At 64.4% G+C, this 18,538-nt stretch carries 19 protein-coding genes and 1 riboswitch; of the genes, 10 read left to right on the top strand and 9 right to left on the bottom strand.

Features of this window, described 5'->3' with window-relative positions:
- Window positions 1–61 precede the first annotated feature (61 nt).
- On the top strand, window positions 62–658 hold the full coding sequence (gene pnuC, locus PO883_RS16130) for a nicotinamide riboside transporter PnuC (RefSeq protein ID WP_289310668.1): 597 nt from the start codon (window positions 62–64) through the stop codon (window positions 656–658).
- On the top strand, window positions 655–1,176 hold the full coding sequence (locus PO883_RS16125) for an AAA family ATPase (protein ID WP_167084970.1): 522 nt from the start codon (window positions 655–657) through the stop codon (window positions 1,174–1,176). The genes pnuC and PO883_RS16125 overlap by 4 nt, the downstream gene beginning before the upstream one ends.
- 67 nt (window positions 1,177–1,243) lie before the next feature.
- Here PO883_RS16125 and PO883_RS16120 read toward each other — a convergent pair whose 3' ends face one another.
- Both PO883_RS16120 and PO883_RS16115 read right to left on the bottom strand, forming a co-directional pair.
- The gene (locus PO883_RS16120) at window positions 1,244–3,352 is read right to left on the bottom strand and encodes a TonB-dependent siderophore receptor (RefSeq protein ID WP_289310667.1); all 2,109 of its coding nucleotides are present in this window, start codon (window positions 3,350–3,352) and stop codon (window positions 1,244–1,246) included.
- A gap of 76 nt (window positions 3,353–3,428) precedes the next feature.
- Window positions 3,429–3,527, bottom strand: a riboswitch (TPP riboswitch).
- Between the two features lie 67 nt (window positions 3,528–3,594).
- The gene (locus PO883_RS16115) at window positions 3,595–4,752 is read right to left on the bottom strand and encodes an iron-containing alcohol dehydrogenase (RefSeq protein ID WP_289310666.1); all 1,158 of its coding nucleotides are present in this window, start codon (window positions 4,750–4,752) and stop codon (window positions 3,595–3,597) included.
- 158 nt (window positions 4,753–4,910) lie between these two features.
- Between PO883_RS16115 and PO883_RS16110 the strand changes: the two genes are divergently transcribed.
- Entirely contained in the window at window positions 4,911–5,621 is a 711-nt protein-coding gene (locus PO883_RS16110; protein WP_289310683.1) for a glutathione S-transferase, read from the top strand.
- A gap of 132 nt (window positions 5,622–5,753) precedes the next feature.
- Here PO883_RS16110 and PO883_RS16105 read toward each other — a convergent pair whose 3' ends face one another.
- Complete coding sequence (locus tag PO883_RS16105; protein ID WP_289310665.1) at window positions 5,754–6,959, bottom strand: MFS transporter; 1,206 nt, start codon at window positions 6,957–6,959, stop codon at window positions 5,754–5,756.
- A gap of 146 nt (window positions 6,960–7,105) precedes the next feature.
- A complete protein-coding gene (locus PO883_RS16100) occupies window positions 7,106–7,999 on the bottom strand; it encodes a LysR family transcriptional regulator (RefSeq protein WP_289310664.1) in 894 nt (297 codons plus the stop codon).
- A 100-nt stretch (window positions 8,000–8,099) separates the two neighbouring features.
- On the opposite strand from PO883_RS16100, the gene PO883_RS16095 reads away from it, so the two are divergent.
- A complete protein-coding gene (locus tag PO883_RS16095) occupies window positions 8,100–9,092 on the top strand; it encodes a hypothetical protein (protein ID WP_289310663.1) in 993 nt (330 codons plus the stop codon).
- A 67-nt stretch (window positions 9,093–9,159) separates the two neighbouring features.
- The gene (locus PO883_RS16090; protein ID WP_289310662.1) at window positions 9,160–10,059 is read left to right on the top strand and encodes a LysR family transcriptional regulator; all 900 of its coding nucleotides are present in this window, start codon (window positions 9,160–9,162) and stop codon (window positions 10,057–10,059) included.
- A gap of 16 nt (window positions 10,060–10,075) precedes the next feature.
- Here the strand turns inward: PO883_RS16090 and PO883_RS16085 are convergent, their stop codons facing one another.
- Both PO883_RS16085 and PO883_RS16080 read right to left on the bottom strand, forming a co-directional pair.
- Window positions 10,076–10,909, bottom strand: coding sequence for an SGNH/GDSL hydrolase family protein (locus tag PO883_RS16085; RefSeq protein ID WP_289310661.1), 834 nt, complete (start codon window positions 10,907–10,909; stop codon window positions 10,076–10,078).
- A gap of 173 nt (window positions 10,910–11,082) precedes the next feature.
- A complete protein-coding gene (locus PO883_RS16080) occupies window positions 11,083–11,877 on the bottom strand; it encodes an MBL fold metallo-hydrolase (protein WP_289310660.1) in 795 nt (264 codons plus the stop codon).
- A 139-nt stretch (window positions 11,878–12,016) separates the two neighbouring features.
- Between PO883_RS16080 and PO883_RS16075 the strand changes: the two genes are divergently transcribed.
- On the top strand, window positions 12,017–12,328 hold the full coding sequence (locus PO883_RS16075; protein ID WP_167084952.1) for a thioredoxin family protein: 312 nt from the start codon (window positions 12,017–12,019) through the stop codon (window positions 12,326–12,328).
- A gap of 178 nt (window positions 12,329–12,506) precedes the next feature.
- A complete protein-coding gene (locus PO883_RS16070; RefSeq protein WP_289310659.1) occupies window positions 12,507–12,854 on the top strand; it encodes a hypothetical protein in 348 nt (115 codons plus the stop codon).
- Window positions 12,855–12,923: 69 nt separating this feature from the next.
- Here PO883_RS16070 and PO883_RS16065 read toward each other — a convergent pair whose 3' ends face one another.
- Entirely contained in the window at window positions 12,924–13,295 is a 372-nt protein-coding gene (locus PO883_RS16065; RefSeq protein WP_373890074.1) for a YXWGXW repeat-containing protein, read from the bottom strand.
- 157 nt (window positions 13,296–13,452) lie between these two features.
- On the opposite strand from PO883_RS16065, the gene PO883_RS16060 reads away from it, so the two are divergent.
- From PO883_RS16060 to PO883_RS16050, 3 genes are all read left to right on the top strand, one after another.
- Complete coding sequence (locus PO883_RS16060; protein ID WP_289310658.1) at window positions 13,453–14,004, top strand: hypothetical protein; 552 nt, start codon at window positions 13,453–13,455, stop codon at window positions 14,002–14,004.
- Entirely contained in the window at window positions 14,001–15,449 is a 1,449-nt protein-coding gene (locus tag PO883_RS16055) for an NAD(P)/FAD-dependent oxidoreductase (RefSeq protein WP_289310657.1), read from the top strand. The genes PO883_RS16060 and PO883_RS16055 overlap by 4 nt, the downstream gene beginning before the upstream one ends.
- A gap of 154 nt (window positions 15,450–15,603) precedes the next feature.
- Window positions 15,604–16,350 (top strand): hypothetical protein, encoded by a 747-nt coding sequence (locus PO883_RS16050; protein ID WP_289310656.1) that lies wholly within the window; start codon window positions 15,604–15,606, stop codon window positions 16,348–16,350.
- Window positions 16,351–16,389: 39 nt separating this feature from the next.
- Here PO883_RS16050 and PO883_RS16045 read toward each other — a convergent pair whose 3' ends face one another.
- Both PO883_RS16045 and ompR read right to left on the bottom strand, forming a co-directional pair.
- Complete coding sequence (locus PO883_RS16045) at window positions 16,390–17,763, bottom strand: sensor histidine kinase (RefSeq protein WP_289310655.1); 1,374 nt, start codon at window positions 17,761–17,763, stop codon at window positions 16,390–16,392.
- Window positions 17,763–18,464 (bottom strand): two-component system response regulator OmpR, encoded by a 702-nt coding sequence (ompR, locus tag PO883_RS16040; RefSeq protein WP_229423363.1) that lies wholly within the window; start codon window positions 18,462–18,464, stop codon window positions 17,763–17,765. Before ompR ends, PO883_RS16045 begins: the two co-directional genes overlap by 1 nt.
- Window positions 18,465–18,538: the final 74 nt, after the last annotated feature.

The raw sequence follows: 18,538 nt of genomic DNA, 5'->3' as shown, positions 1-18,538 counted from the left end.
CCCACCTTTTGGAAAGCGGCGCATACGCTACAATTGCGCCACTTTCCGCCACTCCCTCCGTATGAACGAATCCTTTGTCCTGCTTGGCCTGGCCACCACACGGCTCGAATTGACGGCGCTGGTCCTGTCGGTCATCACCGTCGTGCTCAATATCCGCCAGATTCACTGGGCGTGGCTGTTCGCCATCGCCTCGTCGGCCGTCTACGGCGTCGTCTTTTTCAACGCGCGCCTGTACGGCGACATGGGCCTGCAAGGCGTGTTCATCGCCGTGTCGGTATGGGGCTGGTATCAGTGGCTGCATGGTGGTGAGCAGCATGCGCCGCTGGTGGCGACGCGCTCGAGCCCCCGTGGCTGGATTGGCGGCATCGCCGCCTGGCTGGTGCTGTTCGCCGCGATCGGCTACGCGCTGCGCACCCTGACCGACACCGACGTGCCGCACATCGACGGTTTCCTGACGGCGGGCAGCCTGCTCGGCCAGCTGCTTTTATCGCGCAAGAAGGTTGAAAACTGGATTGTGTGGATCGTGGTCGATGTGCTGTATGTCGGTTTGTACATCCACAAGGACCTGCATGCGACGGCGGTGCTGTATGCGGCGTTTGTCGTGATGGCGTGCTTCGGATGGCGCGCCTGGGCGCGCGTTGCGGACGGCAAGCCATGACGCCGGTGCTGCGGGTTGCCATCCTGGGCGCCGAATCGTCAGGCAAGTCGACGCTGGCCGCCGCGCTGGCGACGCACTTCGGAACCGTGTGGGTGCCCGAGTACCTGCGCGAGTTTGTCGATGCCACCGGCCGCGTGCCGCAAGAGAGCGACCAGTTTCCGATCGCGCTGACCCAGATGGCGCGCGAAGACGCGGCGGCACGGCAGGCCAGCCGCTTCCTGTTCTGCGATACCACGCCGCTGATGACGGCTATTTATAGCCGCTGGTACTGGAACAGGGTCGATGCGCAGTTGTCAGTGCTGGAGCAGCGCCATGACTATGCGATAACGCTCGTGACGGCGCCGGATGGGCCGTGGGAGGCGGATGGTTTGCAGCGCGAATCGGAGGCGGTGCGCCAGACGATTCATGAGCAGGTGGTTCAGATGCTTGACGAGCGGGGGATCGGGTATTCGCTGGTGACAGGGAGTCTGGACGAGCGGATGGTGCAGGCGATACGGTTGCTTACCGCGTATCGCTAACTCTTCGCCGTCGTTTCTGCCAATGGCAGGAACGACGGTTTTCCGGTTAGCGGTGCCGGTACTTTACTTAAAAATCAAACTGCGCCGATACCCGCACCGTACGCGGAGCACCCGGCAGCAGATATCCACCCAGTTCCGGGGTCACATCGCGCCAGTAGAACTTGTCCGCCACGTTGTCGACCGTCGCGCGCACGGTCGTCGACACACCGGCGATGCGCGTCGCGTACGCGGTGCCCAGGTTGAACACGCTGTAACCCGGCACCATCGTCTTGTTCTCGATGTCGAATGCCTTCTTGCCGGTGTACTGCCACATCCCGTTGACCTTCAAACCCGCGACCGCTGGCACCGCATATTCCAGCACCGTCGCCGTTTTGAACTTCGGTACATTGGTCACGCGCTTGCCGTCCAGTGAGGCGGTGCCGGTGCCTTCCTGCTGCGTGTCGAGCGCCATCAGCGAGACGCTGTATTTCAAGTCCTTGCCAGCCTTGCCCTGGGCGGCCAGTTCCAGTCCATTGTGCTTTTGCTCGCCGCTGCGTACGAACGTATTGGCCGCGTTGGTGTACTCCAGCCCCTTGACGATGCTGAACACCGACGCCGACACGCTGAGCGCATCGCCCACCATCGCCTTCACGCCAAATTCCACCTGCTTCGAGCGGCTCGGTTCGAGCGACGCGAATTGATTGGTGGTGCGCTTGGGCGCCACGCCGCCGTGTTCCATTCCGTGCGCCAGCGAGCCGTAGATCGTCCAGTCGGGCGTCGGGTTGTACACCAGCGCCACGTTGGGCAGCAAAAAGCTGGTGTCGGTGGCCGCATTGCGCTTGATGGCCGCATGGCGCAAGCCGGTGTGCAGCTTGAACTGCGCGCCCAGCGACAGGATGTCCTGCACCACGAAGCCGCGTTCATGGTCGTTCAGGCGTTCGGTGATCGGTCCGGTCGTGCGGGCCGCGTCCACCGGAGGGACGATCAGGTTGTTGTAGATATTGCTGTAGCCGACGTAGTCGTACACATATGCGCCGGCCTTGTCGCTGCGTTCAAGATATGTCGCACCAAACGTCAGTTCGTGGCCTATCGCGCCGGTGGCGAACTTGCCCTGCAACAGGGCCTGCGCGCCGAGCGGCGACTTGCGTTCGCCCACGCTCTGGTAGTCGTACACGTCGTAGTCGCCGTTCGAGCAGTAGCCCGGATAGAAACCCTCGCCCTCGTTGCTGCAACCGTAAGGGAAGGCGGTGAAGTCGTCGCGCTTGAATTCATGCTTGTTGGCGGTAACCGTCGTGCGCCAGGCGTCGTTGATCAGGTACTCGAAGCGCAGGCCGATATTGCTGGTGCGGGTGTCGACCGGCTTGGTCCACGGCTGTTCATTGAGCAGCGTTTTCGGCGAGATATTGGCCGGCAGCGCGACGCCGCGAATCAGCTGGTAGCCGGGTGCGGTGATCTGCGTTTTCTTTTGATAGTCCATGTCGAGCTGCAGCAGCGCTTGCGGCGAAATCTGCCAGTCGAACGCGCCGGAGACGAAGGAACGCTCGCCATCCGCGCCCTTGACATAGGAGCGCAGGCGCTCGCCGGCGGCGTTGACGCGGTAGCCGAAGCGCTTGTCCTCGAAGCGCCCGCCCAGGTCCACGGCGCCATACACGGTGCCGCGCTCGCGCGCTTCCACGGTGACCGAGCGCAGTGGCACGGCGGTCGGGCGCTTGAGCGCGTAGTTGACGATGCCGCCCGGGGCGGTCACGCCGGCCTGCAGGCCGGACAGGCCCTTGAGGATCTCGATACGCTCCTTGTTTTCGAGCGGGATCTGGGTGTCGCCCGCGATGGCGATGCCGTCCTTGCGGTAGCTCGCGCCATTATTGAGTGCGAAGCCGCGGATCGAGAATTGCTCGGCGTAGCCGACGGCGTTGTACGAATCGCTGACGCTGGCGTCGAACTTCATGGCGTCGGTGCTGTTGCGGATGCTGTAGTCCTGCATCTGTTCGCGGCTGATCGACACCACCGTGGCCGGCGTGTACAGCAGCGGCGTGTCGGAGAAGCCGGCCACGCTGGCGCGGTCGGCGCCGAGCTGCTTGGCGCCGGTGACGACGACTTCAGGCATGGCCTGCGAGCTCGTTTGCGCGTGAACGGAAAAGGCGAACGCCTGCACGATGGACAGGGCGATGACGGACTGCTTGAATTTTGGCGATGACATAGTGTGCTCGTATTACGCGCCGGCGTGCGGTGCGTTGCTTGAAAAAGCCGGAGCCAACGGGGGAGCAAACAAAGGAGGGGACTACTTTGCGCTTTCCTTCGCTGGCATTATCCAGATCAGGTACGGAGGGTATCTCTCACCCGGAAAACAAATCCCAGGACCCCTAGCGAATGTCGATTTTATCACAGCCGGCCCGGGCGGCGCTGCCCGCGCCAGCGTGTGCGGCGTGCCTGGCGCCTGTGTTACAGGCTCATTTCCAGCACTTTGCGGCTGACCTCGAGCGTCACGTCGCGCTGCTCGCCGAGTTTGACCATGCGGTGCGCTTCGAGCGCGCCCAAGATACCGTCGAGGTCCTTGGCGCCCAGGCCGTAGTCGCCCAGGCGCGTTTTCACGCCCATCTGCTCGAAGAATTCCTCGGTGCGGGTGATGGCCGCCTCGATGCGGGTATCTTCATCGCCGCCGGACAGGTTCCACACGCGTTCGGCGAATTGCAGCAGCTTGGCGCGCTTGCCTTCCTTGCGCACGCGCAGCATGCTCGGCAAAACGATGGCGAGCGTCTGGGCGTGGTCGAGATTGTGCAGGGCGGTCAGCTCGTGGCCGATCATGTGGGTCGCCCAGTCGTGCGGCACGCCGGAGCCGATCAGGCCATTCAAGGCCAGCGTGGCGCACCACATGATGTTGGCGCGCACGTCATAATCGTCGGGATTGGCCAGTGCCTGCGGGCCTTCTTCGATGAGCGTGAGCAGCAGGCCTTCGGCAAAGCGGTCCTGGACCTTGGCGCCCACCGGATAGGTCATGTACTGCTCCATCACGTGCGCAAAGGCGTCCACCACGCCATTGCCGACCTGGCGCGCGGGCAGCGAGTACGTTTTGCTCGGGTCGAGGACGGCGAACTTGGGGAAGCACTTGCGGCTCATGAACGAGAATTTTTCATGCGTCGACTTGCGCGTGACGACACCGCCGCTGTTCATTTCGGAGCCGGTCGCGGGCAGGGTCAGCACCGCGCCGAACGGCATGGCGGCGACGATATTGTTACCGCGCTTTTCCAGGATGGTCCACGGATCTTCGTCGAGCAGGGCACCGGCGGCAATGAACTTGGTGCCGTCGATGACCGATCCGCCGCCGACGGCGAGCAGGAAGTCGATTTTTTCGGCCTTGACCTGGGCGATGGCGCGCATCAGCGTTTCGTAGCTGGGATTCGGTTCGATGCCGGCGAATTCGGTGACGGTGAAGCCGGCCAGGGCGGCCAGCACCTCGTCGTAGACGCCGTTTTGTTTGATACTGCCGCCGCCGTAGACGAGCAGCACGCGCGCGGACGCGGGGATCTGTTTGGCGATGGCGGCGATCTGGCCCTGGCCGAACAGGATCTGCGTCGGATTGTAGAAGTCGAAGTTGAGCACGGTGGATCCTTGTATGGGCAAACGAATGGTGGCAAATTATCGCTCAAGCAGGGGATTCTTGCGTGAGGAGGGCGAAAACCGCGCCGCTGCCGTCCGCCGGCCATGCGGCCGGATGGGCCATAATCCCCGCACGACTGATCCATGCAAGGGGGGGCACGATGACGTACGAACTTTACTATTGGCCAACGATCCAGGGACGCGGCGAATTCGTCCGCCTGGCGCTGGAGGAAGCCGGCGCCGCGTACATCGACGTGGGACGCCAGAAAAATGGCGCCGCCAAGGTTGCTGCCGCGCTTGCCGCCCAGGCCACGCCAGCGTTCGCGCCGCCTTTTCTGACGGCCGGCGCGCTGACTATCGGCCAGACCGCCAATATCCTGCTGTACCTCGGCGCCCGCCACGGCCTCGCGCCGCGCGCCGAAGCTGGTCGCTTGTGGGTGCATCAGTTGCAGCTGACCATTGCCGATCTCGTCAACGAAGCGCATGACACCCATCATCCCGTCGGCGTGTCGCTGTATTACGAGGATCAGAAAAAGGAAGCCAAACGGCGCGCCGCCGACTTTATCGGGAACCGGATTCCCAAGTTCTTGTCTTACTTTGAGGGCGTGCTCCAGCAGCCCAAGCGCCGCGGTGGGTTTTTGGTGGGCACGCGCCTGTCCTACGCGGATTTGTCAATGTTCCAGGTGATGGAGGGCTTGCGCTATGCGTTTCCCAAGGCAATGAAGCGGCTGGAACCGGACTATCCCGGGCTGGCCGCGCTGCATGATCATGTGGCACAGCGGCCGAATATTGCTGCCTATCTGGCGTCGAAACGCCGGATTGCGTTTAATGAAGACGGGATTTTCCGGCATTACCCCGAGCTTGACCGCTGAGTGCGGCGGGCGTGCGCCGGTCGGGTGGAGGACATGTTATTGGCTGCGGGTTCTGTCGCAGCCCGCAGCCTGCTGCCGCCCGCTGGTGCTCAGTGCGCCGCGACCACGCAACTTGTGACCGCACGCTGGTGCTCAGTGCGCCGCGACCACGCGGCTTGTTCCCGCCACATGCACCAGTCCATCGCGGCGGTCGAGCCAGCCGGCCAGCGTCGTCAGTCCCAGCGCGCCGAGCACGACCATGGCGCCTATCCATGGCGTGGCCATCAGTCCCACGTGGGCCACGATCAGCCCGCCACCCCAGGCGCCGAGGGCAATGCCGACGTTAAAGGCGGCAATATTCAGGCCCGATGCCACGTCGACCGCCTGCGGTGCGTCGCGTTCGGCGCGCTGCACCACGTACACTTGCAGGCCGGGGACATTGCCGAAGGCCACCGCGCCCCACAGCAGCACCGTGCCCAGCGCCAGCCACATGTTCGATGCGGTAAAGGTCAGCAGCAGCAAGACCACGGCCAGCAACGCAAACACGATTTGCAGGGCCTTGATCGGGCCTTTCTTGTCGGCCAGTTTGCCGCCCCAGATGTTGCCGAATGCGACCGATACGCCATACACCAGCATCACCAGGCTCACGCTCGATGCCGAAAAGCCAGACACTTCCTGCAGGATCGGGGCAAGGTAAGTGAAGGCGATGAAGGTGCCGCCGTAGCCCAGGGTGGTCATGGCGTACACCAGCAGCAGGCGCGGTTTCCTGAGCACGGCCAGTTGCGTCATCAGGCTCGCCGGTGGACTCATGGCGATGCTGGACGGCACCAGGATGTAGCTGCCGATAAAGGCGATCACGCCCAGCAGCGATACCGCCAGGAAGGTCGACTGCCAGCCGAAGCTCTGGCCGATCCAGGTACCCAGCGGCACGCCCGTTACCAGCGCGACGGTCAGGCCGGTAAACATCAGGGCGATGGCGCTGGCGGCTTTTTCCTTGCTGACCAGGCTGGTGGCGATGGTGGAGCCGATCGAAAAGAACACGCCGTGCGCCAGGCCGGTGAGCACGCGCGCGGCCATCAGGGCGAAGTAGCCGGGCGCCATCCAGGCGACCAGGTTGCCGACGGTGAACAGTGCCATCAAGCCCAGCAGCAACTGCTTGCGCGGCACGCGGCCGGTGAGGGCGGTCAGCACGGGCGCGCCGATGGCCACGCCCAGGGCGTACAGGCTCACCAGCAGGCCGGCGGAGGGAACGGACACGCCAAGGCTGGCGGCAATGGTGGGGATCAGGCCGACGATGACGAATTCGGTCGTTCCGATGGCGAAAGCGCTGAGTGTCAGCGCCCAGAGTGCGAGTGGCATGGATTCTCCAGTGAGGCGGTTTGCGATGCCATGCAGTGTGCGCGGAAAGAGGAGGAAGAAAAATGCCCTATGGCACACTAGACTTGTGACTGGGAGTCACGAATGGAGGCGCTGGTGACGCGCCTCGCGGAGGGCGGTGGGGGTCTTTACGCGCTGTAGCGCACATGCTCGATCAGGGCGCGCAATGCCGCAGGCAAATGCTTACGGCTTGGATAATACAAACAAAACCCCGGCCCCTCGGGCGTCCAGTCGGCCAGCACGCGGCGCAGCCGGCCTTGCGCGATATGCGGCGCCACGTAATCGAGCGCCGAATACGCCAGCCCCAGCCCGTCGAGCGCGGCGCGCACGATCAATTCCTGATCATCCATGATCAATTTGCCGCCGACGTGGACCACCCGCTTTTGCGCGCCGCGCTCGAATTCCCAGCCATACAGGGTGCCGGAGCTGAGCAGCCTGAGCTGGATGCAGGCGTGCGCGGCCAGGTCGTCCGGCGCTTCGGGCGCCGGATGGGCCTTCAGATACGCCGGCGCGGCCACGACGGCCATCGCCACCGGCGCGCTGATCGGCACCGCCACCATGTTTGGCTGCAAGGCTTCTCCCAGGCGGATGCCGGCATCGAAACCGTTCGCCGCCAGGTCCTGGAAACCGTCGTCCACGCTGATCTCCAGCTCGATGCGCGGATAGGCGCGCGCGAACGAGGGCAGCGCCCGCGCCAGCACGGTGGCCGCCGCCATGCGCGGCGCCGTGATGCGCAACCGTCCGGATGGCGTGTCGCGCACCTCGTTCAACTCTTCCAGCGCCCCGGCAATATCGTCGAGGGCCGGCTTGGCGCGCGCCAGCAAACGCTTGCCGGCGTCGGTCGGCGCCACGGCGCGCGTGGTCCGGCGCAACAGGCGCACGCCGAGGTCGCGCTCCAGCTTGGTCATGGCGTGGCTCAGGGCGGACGGCGTGACGGCGCGTTCCGCCGCCGCCGCGCGAAAGCTGCCGCAGCGAACGATGTCGGCAAAGGCGGACAAAGCGTCCAGATGGATAATAGTCATTGCTGAATCATATTCAGTTATCCGATGAGCGCAAAGCTCTTTTTCATGAATGCGCGAGCTGTCATGCTGTCTTTCATCGACTGCTTACAAGGAAACGGCAATGCATTCATTCCCCCACATGGCGCTGCGCGCGCGCAGTACAGCGTTCGCATTCGGCATCCATCTCTTCCTGGCGACGGGCGCTTCCGCGCAGCAGCTCCCGCCCCGCTTTTTCCCGGAAAGCCTGGCCGTCGCTGCGGATGGCAGCTTGTTCACCGGCAGCGCGACCGCATCGACCATCGTCCGGGTCGGTCCGGGCGCCAGCGCTGCCGAACCGTTCGTCGCGGCCGGGGAGGGTGGCTTGATGTCGGTGCAGGGCTTGCTGGCGGACGATGCGGCCGGCCGCCTGTACGCCTGCAGCGCCGACCTGGGCGTTGCCGGAACGCCCAGGAATGCGTCCGCCTTGCTCGCCTTCGACCTGGCCAACGGGGCCCTGCTGGGGCGCTGGCCCTTGCCCGAGGGTGGCTTTTGCAACGACCTGGCGCGCGGCCCGGATGGGCGGCTTTATATCAGCGATACCGCGCAGCCGCGCATCTTGCGCTTCGATCCCGCCAGGTCCACGCTGACGCCATGGATCACGCACCCGCTGCTGGGCGGCGCCCAGTTCAATGGCAACGGGGTGGCGCTCGACGGTGCCACGCTATACCTGTCCACATTTTCCGATGGCCGCCTGCTGCGCGTTCCCCTGCACACCGATGGCGCCGCCGGCACGCCGGTCGTGGTGCCGTTGCCGCGTCCGCTGGCGGGAGGCGATGCGCTGCGCACCTTGGTCCCCGGCGTCCTGCTCGCCTTCGAGAACGACATCGCCGGTGGCAACGGGCGGGTGACGATGGTCGACCTGCGCGGTCCGCAGCCCACCTTGAACTCGTTCGCAGAAGGGCTGGCCGAACCGGTCAGCGGCGTCGTACGGGACGGGCAAGTGACTGTCGTCGAATCGCAATTTGGCGTCTTGTTCGGCAAGCGGCGCGGGCAGGCGAGCGGGCCGTTTGCGCTGCGCAGCATTGCCCTGCCAACGATCCCGGCGCAGGCAGCCATGCCCGCGATGGTTCCCTGACCCGTCCGGCCGCCGCTCTCCCGTACAATGCCCGTCTGACACGGGTGCACACAAGGGAGAGCGAGCAATGATCGACGTCGAAGCGCTGAGTGCGTTTGCCGCAGTCATCGATACCGGTTCCTTCTCCGCCGCCGCCGAGCGGCTCGGGCAAACGCCATCCGGCATCAGCCGCGCCATTGCCCGCCTCGAATCCCAGCTCGGCATGACGCTGATGCACCGCACCACGCGGCGCCAGGACCTGACCGAAGAGGGCGACTGGCTGCTCGGCCGCGCGCGCAAGATCCTGGCCGAACTCGAAGATACCGAAGCGCAAGTGTCCGCGCGCCGCTCCCAGCCGTCCGGGCTGGTGCGTGTCAACGCCGCCACGCCCGCGCTCGACCATCTGGTCGCGCCGCTGGTGCCGGCCTTCCTGGATGCCTATCCCCTGATCCGGCTCGAACTGGCCAGCGGCGAGACGCTGGTCGACCTGATCGAAGAACGCGCCGATGTGGCGATCCGCATCGGCCACTTGGCCGACTCCAGCCTCAACGCGCGCCGTCTCGGCAGCAGCGCCCTGCGCCTGCTGGCCGCGCCATCGTACCTGGCCCGGCATGGGGTGCCGGCCACAGTGGGGGAGCTGGGTGCGCACCGCCTGCTGGGTTTTACCGCGCCGGCCTCGCTCAACATCTGGCCGCTGGCGGACGCGGGCGGGGAGGGCGTCGGCGTGACGCCGGCCGTGACCGCATCGAGCGGCGAAACGCTGCGCCACCTGGTGCTGGCCGGCGCCGGTATTGCGTGCCTGGCGGATTTCCTGACGCGCGCCGATGTCGCGGCGGGCCGGCTGGTGCCGGTGCTCGCGCCGCTCACCCTGCCGTGGTCGCAGCCGGTGTGGGCCGTGTTCTACAAGCAGGGCGCGCTGGCGCCGCGGGTGGCGGCGCTGGTGGACTTCCTGGCGGACCGGCTGGGCGCGACGGTGCTGACGCGCTGAACCGGCCCGCTTGCGCTTAGCGGTCGAGTTTGCGCAAGTGTTTGGCGATCACGTCCGCCGCTTGTTCGGCCGTCGCGTCGTCCGGATGGATGCCGTCGCCGATATGCGTGTAATCCTTCCAGATATCGAGCACGATGGCGCCCGGCAGCTCGGCCTTGAGGCGCGTCGCGCCGAGCGTGCGCAACTGCTTGTAATCCTGCTCGCCGATCACCCACGCCAGCCCGAACGAGGACTGGAACTTCGGCAGATCCAGATGGTCATACTGTGGAGCGACATCGAAGATCGGCGTGATGCCTTTCGACAGCGCAAACTTGCCTACCGAAACAAGGCGATCCACGCTGGCGTTCATGTCGGCCAGCGTGCATGGCTGCGATTCCGGCTGGGGTACGCCGGCGGCGTCCGCGTGCAGGCAATCGTTGGCGGTGGTCACCACCACGTACTTGGCCGTGTACGACGTAAAGGTCGGCGGCAGGGCCACGCGCGACAGGGCGCGGTCGAGCTGGGTCTGGTAGCTGTCCCAGCCGGCCGGTCCGCAGGTGGCGGCGCCGGGTGCGCAGAACGGATGGGCAAAGGTGCCCGCGCCGGCTTGCGCCTCGTTGATCACATAGCCGGGCAGTTTGCGGTGGCGGGTCAGTGCCTGGCCCAGGCTCAGGTAATTGCCGAAGCCGACGGCAATGCCGCCCAGCGGCGCATCGGCCCCTTGGTAGGGCGTTTTACCTTCGGCGAACGAGGCGCCGATCAGCAGCAGGGGAAATTGGGACGGCGGAGGCTGGGACGGTTTTTGCTGGGCGAACGCGGAGTGGAAAACCAGCAGACTACAAGCGGCGACAAGCCATTTTTGACTATGCATTTCCAGGGTGACTTCCAAAGTGACTGCCGCCGCGCAAGGCGCGCAGCGGACCAGTTGATCAACAACATCGCATCAACATCGCACGGCCGGGGAGTGGCGGCAGCTCCCCGGCCATGTCAGTACGATATTACTTCGGCAATCGTGTCGTGGGAATATTTATTTTTCCTCGGCAATTATCGGAGGGTGACGGTGATGCTGCGCGGCGCCTGGTACATCTCCTGGGTCATCAGGTCGACGCCGCAGGGCAGGGTCTCGATCCAGTCGAGGAAACGCGCGATCATGGCGCGGCCCTTGAACGGCGCGCCGTGCTGCGGCACCATCCATTCCGGATCGAGCTTGCGCACCATCTCGACCCAGTAGCGGCAGACCTTGTTCGACACCATGTAGCGCGAATGAAAGCCGCGCATGTAGGGCAGGTGCTTGTCGAAATCTTGCACCGGTTCCATCGCCAGCCCTTCCGGCAACATCGATGCGCCCATATCGCCCGAGAACAGGATGCGGCTGACCGGATCGTAAAACTGGAAATTTCCTTCCGCATGCAGGAAGTGGGCGGGCAGGATCTGGAACTCGGTATCGCCCAGCGGCAACAGGGTGCCTTCGTCCGGAATGGCGATGATGCGGCCTTCCGTCTTGCCTTGCGCGCAAAAATGCGGCACGAAGCGCGACCAGATGGACGAGATCAGCAGTTTGGTATCCGAACCGGCCAGCCAGCGCGGCAGCGAGGCGATGATGTCGGGGTCGGCATGGGAAGCGAACACGTAGCGCAGCTCCTTGGGCGGAAAGTATTTGCTCATGCCCATGTACAGCTCGTTGTAGGTCAGCACGCCGCCCGGATCGAGCAGGATGCCGGTGCCGTCCTGAACGATCAGGAACTGGTTCGACTGCACCGACGCTCCCTCGCCTTCATCGACCAGGTCGGAGAACATCAGGCAGATGTGCTTGCCGTTATTGAACAGTTCAATCGCCATGATAACCCTACTTTTGAAAGGGTTTATTGTAGCCTTTCAATTGGCTATTGGCAATGTTTCCGGTTCAAACCATGCGAGGCATGCTGCCATGCGCCCGGTTTTGCGGTAGGCTTATGCGAATGACATCAGGAGCAGACTCATGAGCACAGCATATTCCCCGGCACAGCCGGATCGCAGCGACATCGACGCCACGGCGGGCGTGGTGGTGCTGGACTTTGGCACCGACTGGTGCGGCCATTGCCGCGCGGCGGCGCCGCTGATTGAAGAGGCGCTGGCCGCCTTTCCGGACGCGCGCCATATCAAGGTGGAAGATGGCAGCGGCCGGCCGCTGGGCCGTTCCTTCAAGGTCAAGCTGTGGCCGACCGTGGTGGTCATGAAAGATGGCCAGGAAGTGGCACGCGTGGTGCGGCCGGCCGATGCCGGCGCGGTGCGCAAGGCGCTGGCGGCCTAGACCCACGCCATTTCCCACGCGCCAGAGCGCAGGTGATGGTGCAAATGGAGCAGGCTGATAAGGTCGGCGGTTCGGTAGCACGGCAAGTAGTCGCGCAATGTTGTTTTATGTGTTACGGTTGAGAGAAGGGACGGGCGCTGCCGCAAAAAGCATCACCCCGCGCTCACGATTGGACATCATGATCTTTGCCGCCGACACCGAAGAATGCTCCCTGCTCGTCTTCCCCGACGCGCTGACCGCGTCCGCCTATTGCGACGCGGTCGATGTCGAGGCGACGCTGTGGCGTTTCTGGGGCGATGAAGGGGCACCGCTGATGCCGGCATTCACCGTGCCCAACGAGCGTCACTTTTTCACCACCACCACAGGCGTGTACAGCCTGGTGCCGGTCAAGGATGGGCACTATGAATTTTTATGGGATGCATTGCGGCATATCCGCCAGGTGATCGGGGAAATGCCGTTTACCGACGTGCACGCGGTGCGCGACTACCTCGTCACGCAGTGCGGAGGCCAGTTGTCGCCGTGCTGAAGCTTGAGGCAACAGTACGCGGGCCGACGCGACGCGACGCGTGGCGCCGGGCCAGCCTGTCATCCTCAATTATTGACGATTCGGATTGTTCGGCCGTTCATCCTGACGGTTCGGAACGCCGTCGCCGTCATTGTCGCGCTGTCCACGCGCCCAGTTGCCGCGCTGCATTTCCCAGCGGCCGTCGCGCTCTTGCCAGGCCGGCGCGGTGTAATGGTAGCCCCTGCGGTCGCGCATCCACGAACCGCGCACCCACACGTGATGATTGTTGCGCCAGTCCCAGTGTCCCGGTGCCCATACATAGCCGCGCCGCGGTGGCGGCGTGCGTTCGGAACGCGGTTGCGGCGGCGCTTCGCGCACGATGATCACCGCCGAGCTGGCGGGAATGGCGGCGCTACCGAGCGAGCCGGCGATCAGGGCGGCAATTAACAGCTTCTTCATCATCTTCTTCTCCTGATTATGAACGGTGACGTACCGTTATACCCCTTGCATATATGCACGTATGTGCGGATTCGCGCTTAGCGCGTGCTTGCGAAAACGTTGACTTTTGCGCAGCGCACGCCTATCGTCATCGCCACCATCACCACACGAGAGCAAGCCCATGATCCTGCGCACCACTGCCATCGTCCTGGCCAGCGCGCTGGCGCTGCCCTGCCGCGCGGCCGACACGCCCGACCCGCGCGACGCCTTTTTCGCCAACCTCGGCAAGTTGTGCGGCGCCGTCTACGAAGGCGCGTCGGTCGCGCCCGACGATGGCGGCGCAGCCTTCGCCGGCAAGAAGCTGGTCGCCACGGTGAGCGCCTGCAATGCCAGCGACATCCGGATTCCCTTCGCCGTGGGCGAGGACACCTCGCGCACCTGGATCGTCACCCGCACGCCATCCGGCCTCACGCTGCAGCACGACCACCGCCACCCCGACGGCACCCCGGACGCGCAAACGATGTACGGCGGCGCGGCCGCCAGCAACGGCAGCGCCATCGCGCAAGCGTTCCACGCCGACGCCTATACCGCGCGCCTGATTCCGGCCGCCGCCACCAATGTCTGGACCCTGAGCGTCTCGCCCGACGGGCAGAAACTGAGCTACGCGCTCGACCGCGACGGCAAGCCGCGCTTCAGGGCCGAACTGGTGCAGACGCGCGTGCCGAACCGATGACGCTTCCCGAGTTCGACGCCGTCGTCATCGGCAGCGGCTTCGGTGGCCTGTGCGCCGCCGTGAAGCTCAAGCAGGCCGGCATCGACAATTTCGTGATCCTCGAAAAGGACGCGCAGTTCGGCGGCACCTGGCAAGTCAATACCTATCCCGGCTGCGCGGTCGACATCCCCAGCCATGTGTACGCGTTTTCGTTCGCGCCCAATCCGAGCTGGACGCGCCGCCTGGCCAGCCAGGCCGAACTCCTCGACTACACGCGCGCCATCGTGCGCGACTTCGGCCTGGCGCCGCACCTGCGCCTGGGCACCGCCTATGAAGGCGCGCAGTTCGAGGAAGAGGGCGGCTACTGGACCTTGCGCACCAGCGCCGGCCCGCTGACGGCCAGGTGCGTGGTCTCGGCCCTGGGCGCGATGAACCGCGCGGCGCTGCCCGCCTTGCCCGGCATGGAAACCTTCAGCGGGCCGTCGTTTCATTCGAGCCGCTGGAGGCACGACGTCGACCTGCGCGGCAAGCGCGTGGCGGTGATCGGCAATGGCGCCAGCGCGATCCAGTTCGTGCCCCACATCGCGCCCATCGTGGCGCAGCTCGATATCTACCAGCGCACCGCGCAGTGGATCGTACCGCGCCACGACCGCGCCATCGGCCCGCGCGAACGCTCGCTGTTGACCAGGCTCGCGCCGCTGCGCTTGCTGTACCGCGCCTTCAACTACACGATCTACGAAGCCAACGCGCCGCTCTATCTGTATCTGCCGCGCCTGTTCCGCCTGGCGCATGCGGTCGGCCTGCGCCACCTGCATCGCCAGGTGGCCGACCCGCTCCTGCGGCGCCAGCTCACGCCCGACTACAGCATGGGCTGCAAGCGGGTACTGGTGATGAGCGACTACTACCCGGCGCTCACGCGTCCCAATGTCAGCCTGGTCACCAGCGCGGTCGCCGAGGTGCGCGCCAACAGCATGGTCGATGCCGGCGGCACCGAGCGCCCGGTCGATGTGCTGATCTACGCGACCGGCTTTCATGTCGGCCATGCGCTCGGTGCTATCGAGGTGCGCGGGCGCGGCGGCAAACGCCTGTTCGAGCACGACCAGGATTGCTACAAGGGCTGCGCCGTGGCCGGTTTTCCCAACTACTTCTTGGTCACCGGACCGAATAGCGGGCTGGGTCACAATTCGATGATCTACATGATCGAATCGAGCGTGAATTATGTGCTTGAAGCGATCAAGGCGATCCGCGCGCAGGGCCTGCACTCGGTCGAGGTGAAGGCGGATGTGCAGCGCGACTTTGTCGCCAAGGTGCACAAGAAGCTGCACGGCACGGTGTGGAGCAGCGGCTGCAAAAGCTGGTACCTCGATGGGCGCGGGCGCAACTACGCGGTCTGGCCCGGTTTTACCTTTACCTACCGCTGGGCCACGCGCCGTTTCGACATCGGTAACTACCTGGTGCAGCCTTGATGCGGGCAGCGTAAAAGGCGCAAGCTCGCGCCAAAACAACACTCAATTGCAGCTGGGAATTCCGAGTGTAAATACGCGAATCGACGATATAATCCGCTGTAAGATCTATCGGGTTCCACATCTTCGATTTCAGTTAATTCATCCGGAGAATGCCATGACCATGAATACCTGTAGATTCCCTTCAGCAGATTCGCCAGTACGCTCCCGCCTTGTCCGTTTCATCGCAATGTTGCTGGTGGTTTTTTCAAATCCGGCCGTCTTTGCACAGGCAACTGCGGCGAAGGCGTGCGGCGCCGATGAAACAGCCCCCGGCATTGTGCTGTACGGCCAGATTTGTCACCTGCAAAATAGCTACGCGAACTGGACCGGAGGTTATCTTGACGTGCGCGACAGCGGCTGCAACGGCAATACCTTGTGTGTGTCCACCGCAGAATTCGACAATCGGGACCGAGGCAGTGGCAGCTGGATGATCCTTCCCGTGAATGTGTCGACGAAGAAGGGGGCGCCGGTGATCCACGGAGATCACGTGTATTTGGTAAATCAATATCCCGCGTCAACCGGGTCAGGCGATGGCGCTCCCGGCGGCTACCTCGACGCCCGTGGCGAGGGCTGTCAAAGCAACGTGCTGTGCGTGTCGACGTCCCTGAAAAAAGATACCAGCGTGAATAGCTCAAGCTGGATGATTCTCCCTATGGACGGGGTGCAGTCGGGCAAGCCTGTTAAGTTGAACCAGGAAATTAATTTCCAAAATCGCAAGACGATTAACGGCATACACACGTACCTGGATGTGCGAGCTAACACTTGCCAGCAAAATTGGCTCTGCGTGTCGACCAGCGTCGACGCGAATCGCGACAATGGCAGCGGAACCTGGCGCTTTCTCGGGACCGTGCCATCGCGCTGACAGCGCTGATCTGCGCACGCCGCCGCATGGCATGCGGCGTCAGCTCGCCAGCGGCATCACCAGCGCGATGCGCAGGCCGCCGCCGTCGCGGTTGCTGACCTGGAGTTCGGCGTTGTGGCGCGAGACCACCCGTTCCACGATCGCCAGTCCCAGCCCGGCGCCGTTGGCCTGGCCGCGCGCGCTGTCCATGCGCGTGAAGGGCTTGAGCAGCAGTTCGATATGGTCGTCCGGTACGCCCAGGCCGTGGTCCTGCACTTCGATCACCACGCGCTTGCCCAGGCCGTGCGGCTTGATGCGGCAAGAGATATCGAGTTCGGTAAAATCGCTGCCCTCGGTCTTGCCGTAGCGGCGCGCGTTTTCCACCAGGTTGTTGAAGACGCGCCGCAGGTCGGTCGCGTTGCCCATCACATGCACGCCTTCTTCGATGTGGGTCGTCACATGGATGTCGAGCATGCGCTCCGCTTCGCGCGCGGTGTCCTGCAGCAGGTCGCTGATATCGACCGGCACGAAGGTGGCCGCCTCGGTCGGCTTGGCGTAGTCGAGGAACTGGCCGATGATGGCGTCCATCTGGCCGATATCGGACTGCATGCCTTCGCGCGCCTCGTTACTGAGCTTGGCCATTTCCAGTTCGAGCTGCATGCGCGCCAGCGGCGTGCGCAGGTCGTGCGAGATGCCGGCCAGGATCACGGCGCGGTCCGATTCGACCTGCTGCAAGTCTTCCACCATCTGGTTGAAGCTGCGATTGGCTTCGATGATCTCCTTCGAGCCTTTTTCGGGCAGGCGGTCCGGCTTCTTGCCCTGGGCGATGGCGCGCGCGGCCGCAGTCAGGCGTGCCAGCGGCAGGTTGACCAGGCTCGAAATGAGCGCCGCGCCGACCACCGACAAGGCGCCTACCACGGTGGCCCAGCCGAGCCACTGCACGCCCGTCAAGCCTTCCAGGCGTTCGCGTTCCAGCATCAGCCAGTAACTGTCGTCGTCGATCTTGAAGCTGATCCAGAAGCCGGCGGTGCCGTTCACGCGGCTGGAAAAGCGCGTGTCGGCACCCAGCTTGGATTTGATGATCGCTTCGATTTCCGGCATCAGGGTGCTGTCGGGCGGCGGGTCGACCGCGTCCGAACTTTCCAGCGTGAAGATGCGGATGCCTTCGTTGCTGACCAGCTCAAACAGCAGCTCGCGCCGCAGTTCGGGCGCCGAGTGGGTCAGGGCGGCCTTGGTGATGGTCACCACCGAGATCACCAGGTCGGCCGTCTGCTCGACCTGGGGGCCGCGCTGCACGGCGCTGATCATCCCGATCCACGACGCCATGGACACCGTGGTCAGGATGCTCAGCAAGAGGAAGGTGCGCCAGAACAGGCCGCTCCTGAGCCAGTTCAGGCGCGTGCCGTCAGGCGTGGTCGAATCGCGCGAAAACACTAGCGTGGCTGGCCTTCAGGAATGAACACATAGCCCAGGCCCCACACGGTCTGGATGTACAGCGGCGACGATGGATCGGGTTCGATCAGCTTGCGCAGGCGCGAAATCTGCACGTCCAGGCTGCGGTCGAACACTTCGTATTCGCGCCCGCGCGCCAGTTCCATGAGCTTTTCGCGCGAGAGCGGCTGGCGCGCGTGGCGTGCGAACACCTTGAGCACCGAGAATTCGCCGGTGGTCAGGGGCACCGTTTCGCCATTTTTCTTGAGCGTGCGTGTGCCCAGGTCCAGCACGAACTGGCCGAATTCGAATGACTGCGGCGTTTCGGATGGCGCGCCGGGGATCTCGTCCGGGCCTTTGCGGCGCAGGACGGCGCCGATGCGGGCCACCAGTTCGCGCGGATTGAAGGGCTTGGGCAGATAATCGTCGGCGCCCATTTCGAGGCCGACGATGCGGTCCACGTCTTCGCCTTTGGCGGTGAGCATGATGATCGGGGTCTGGTCGCCGGCGCCGCGCAGGCGGCGGCAGATCGACAGGCCGTCTTCGCCGGGCAGCATCAGGTCCAGCACCAGCAGGTCGTAGCGCTCGCGCAGCCACAGCTTGTTCATGGCCGGCGCGCTCTCGGCGGTGACCACGGAAAAGCCCTGTTCGGTGAGGTAGCGGCGCAGCAAATCACGCAGGCGCACGTCGTCGTCGACTACCATAATTTTGGCGGCATGGCCATTGGCGTTGGCCTGCGTTGTATTGTTGCCTGAGATCGGGGTCGAGGGTGTGTTCA

It is taken from the genome of Massilia sp. DJPM01, assembly GCF_030348125.1.
Taxonomy (GTDB): Bacteria; Pseudomonadota; Gammaproteobacteria; order Burkholderiales; family Burkholderiaceae_D; genus Telluria_A; species Telluria_A frigida.
This window is presented reverse-complemented; position numbering and strand designations above follow the sequence as displayed.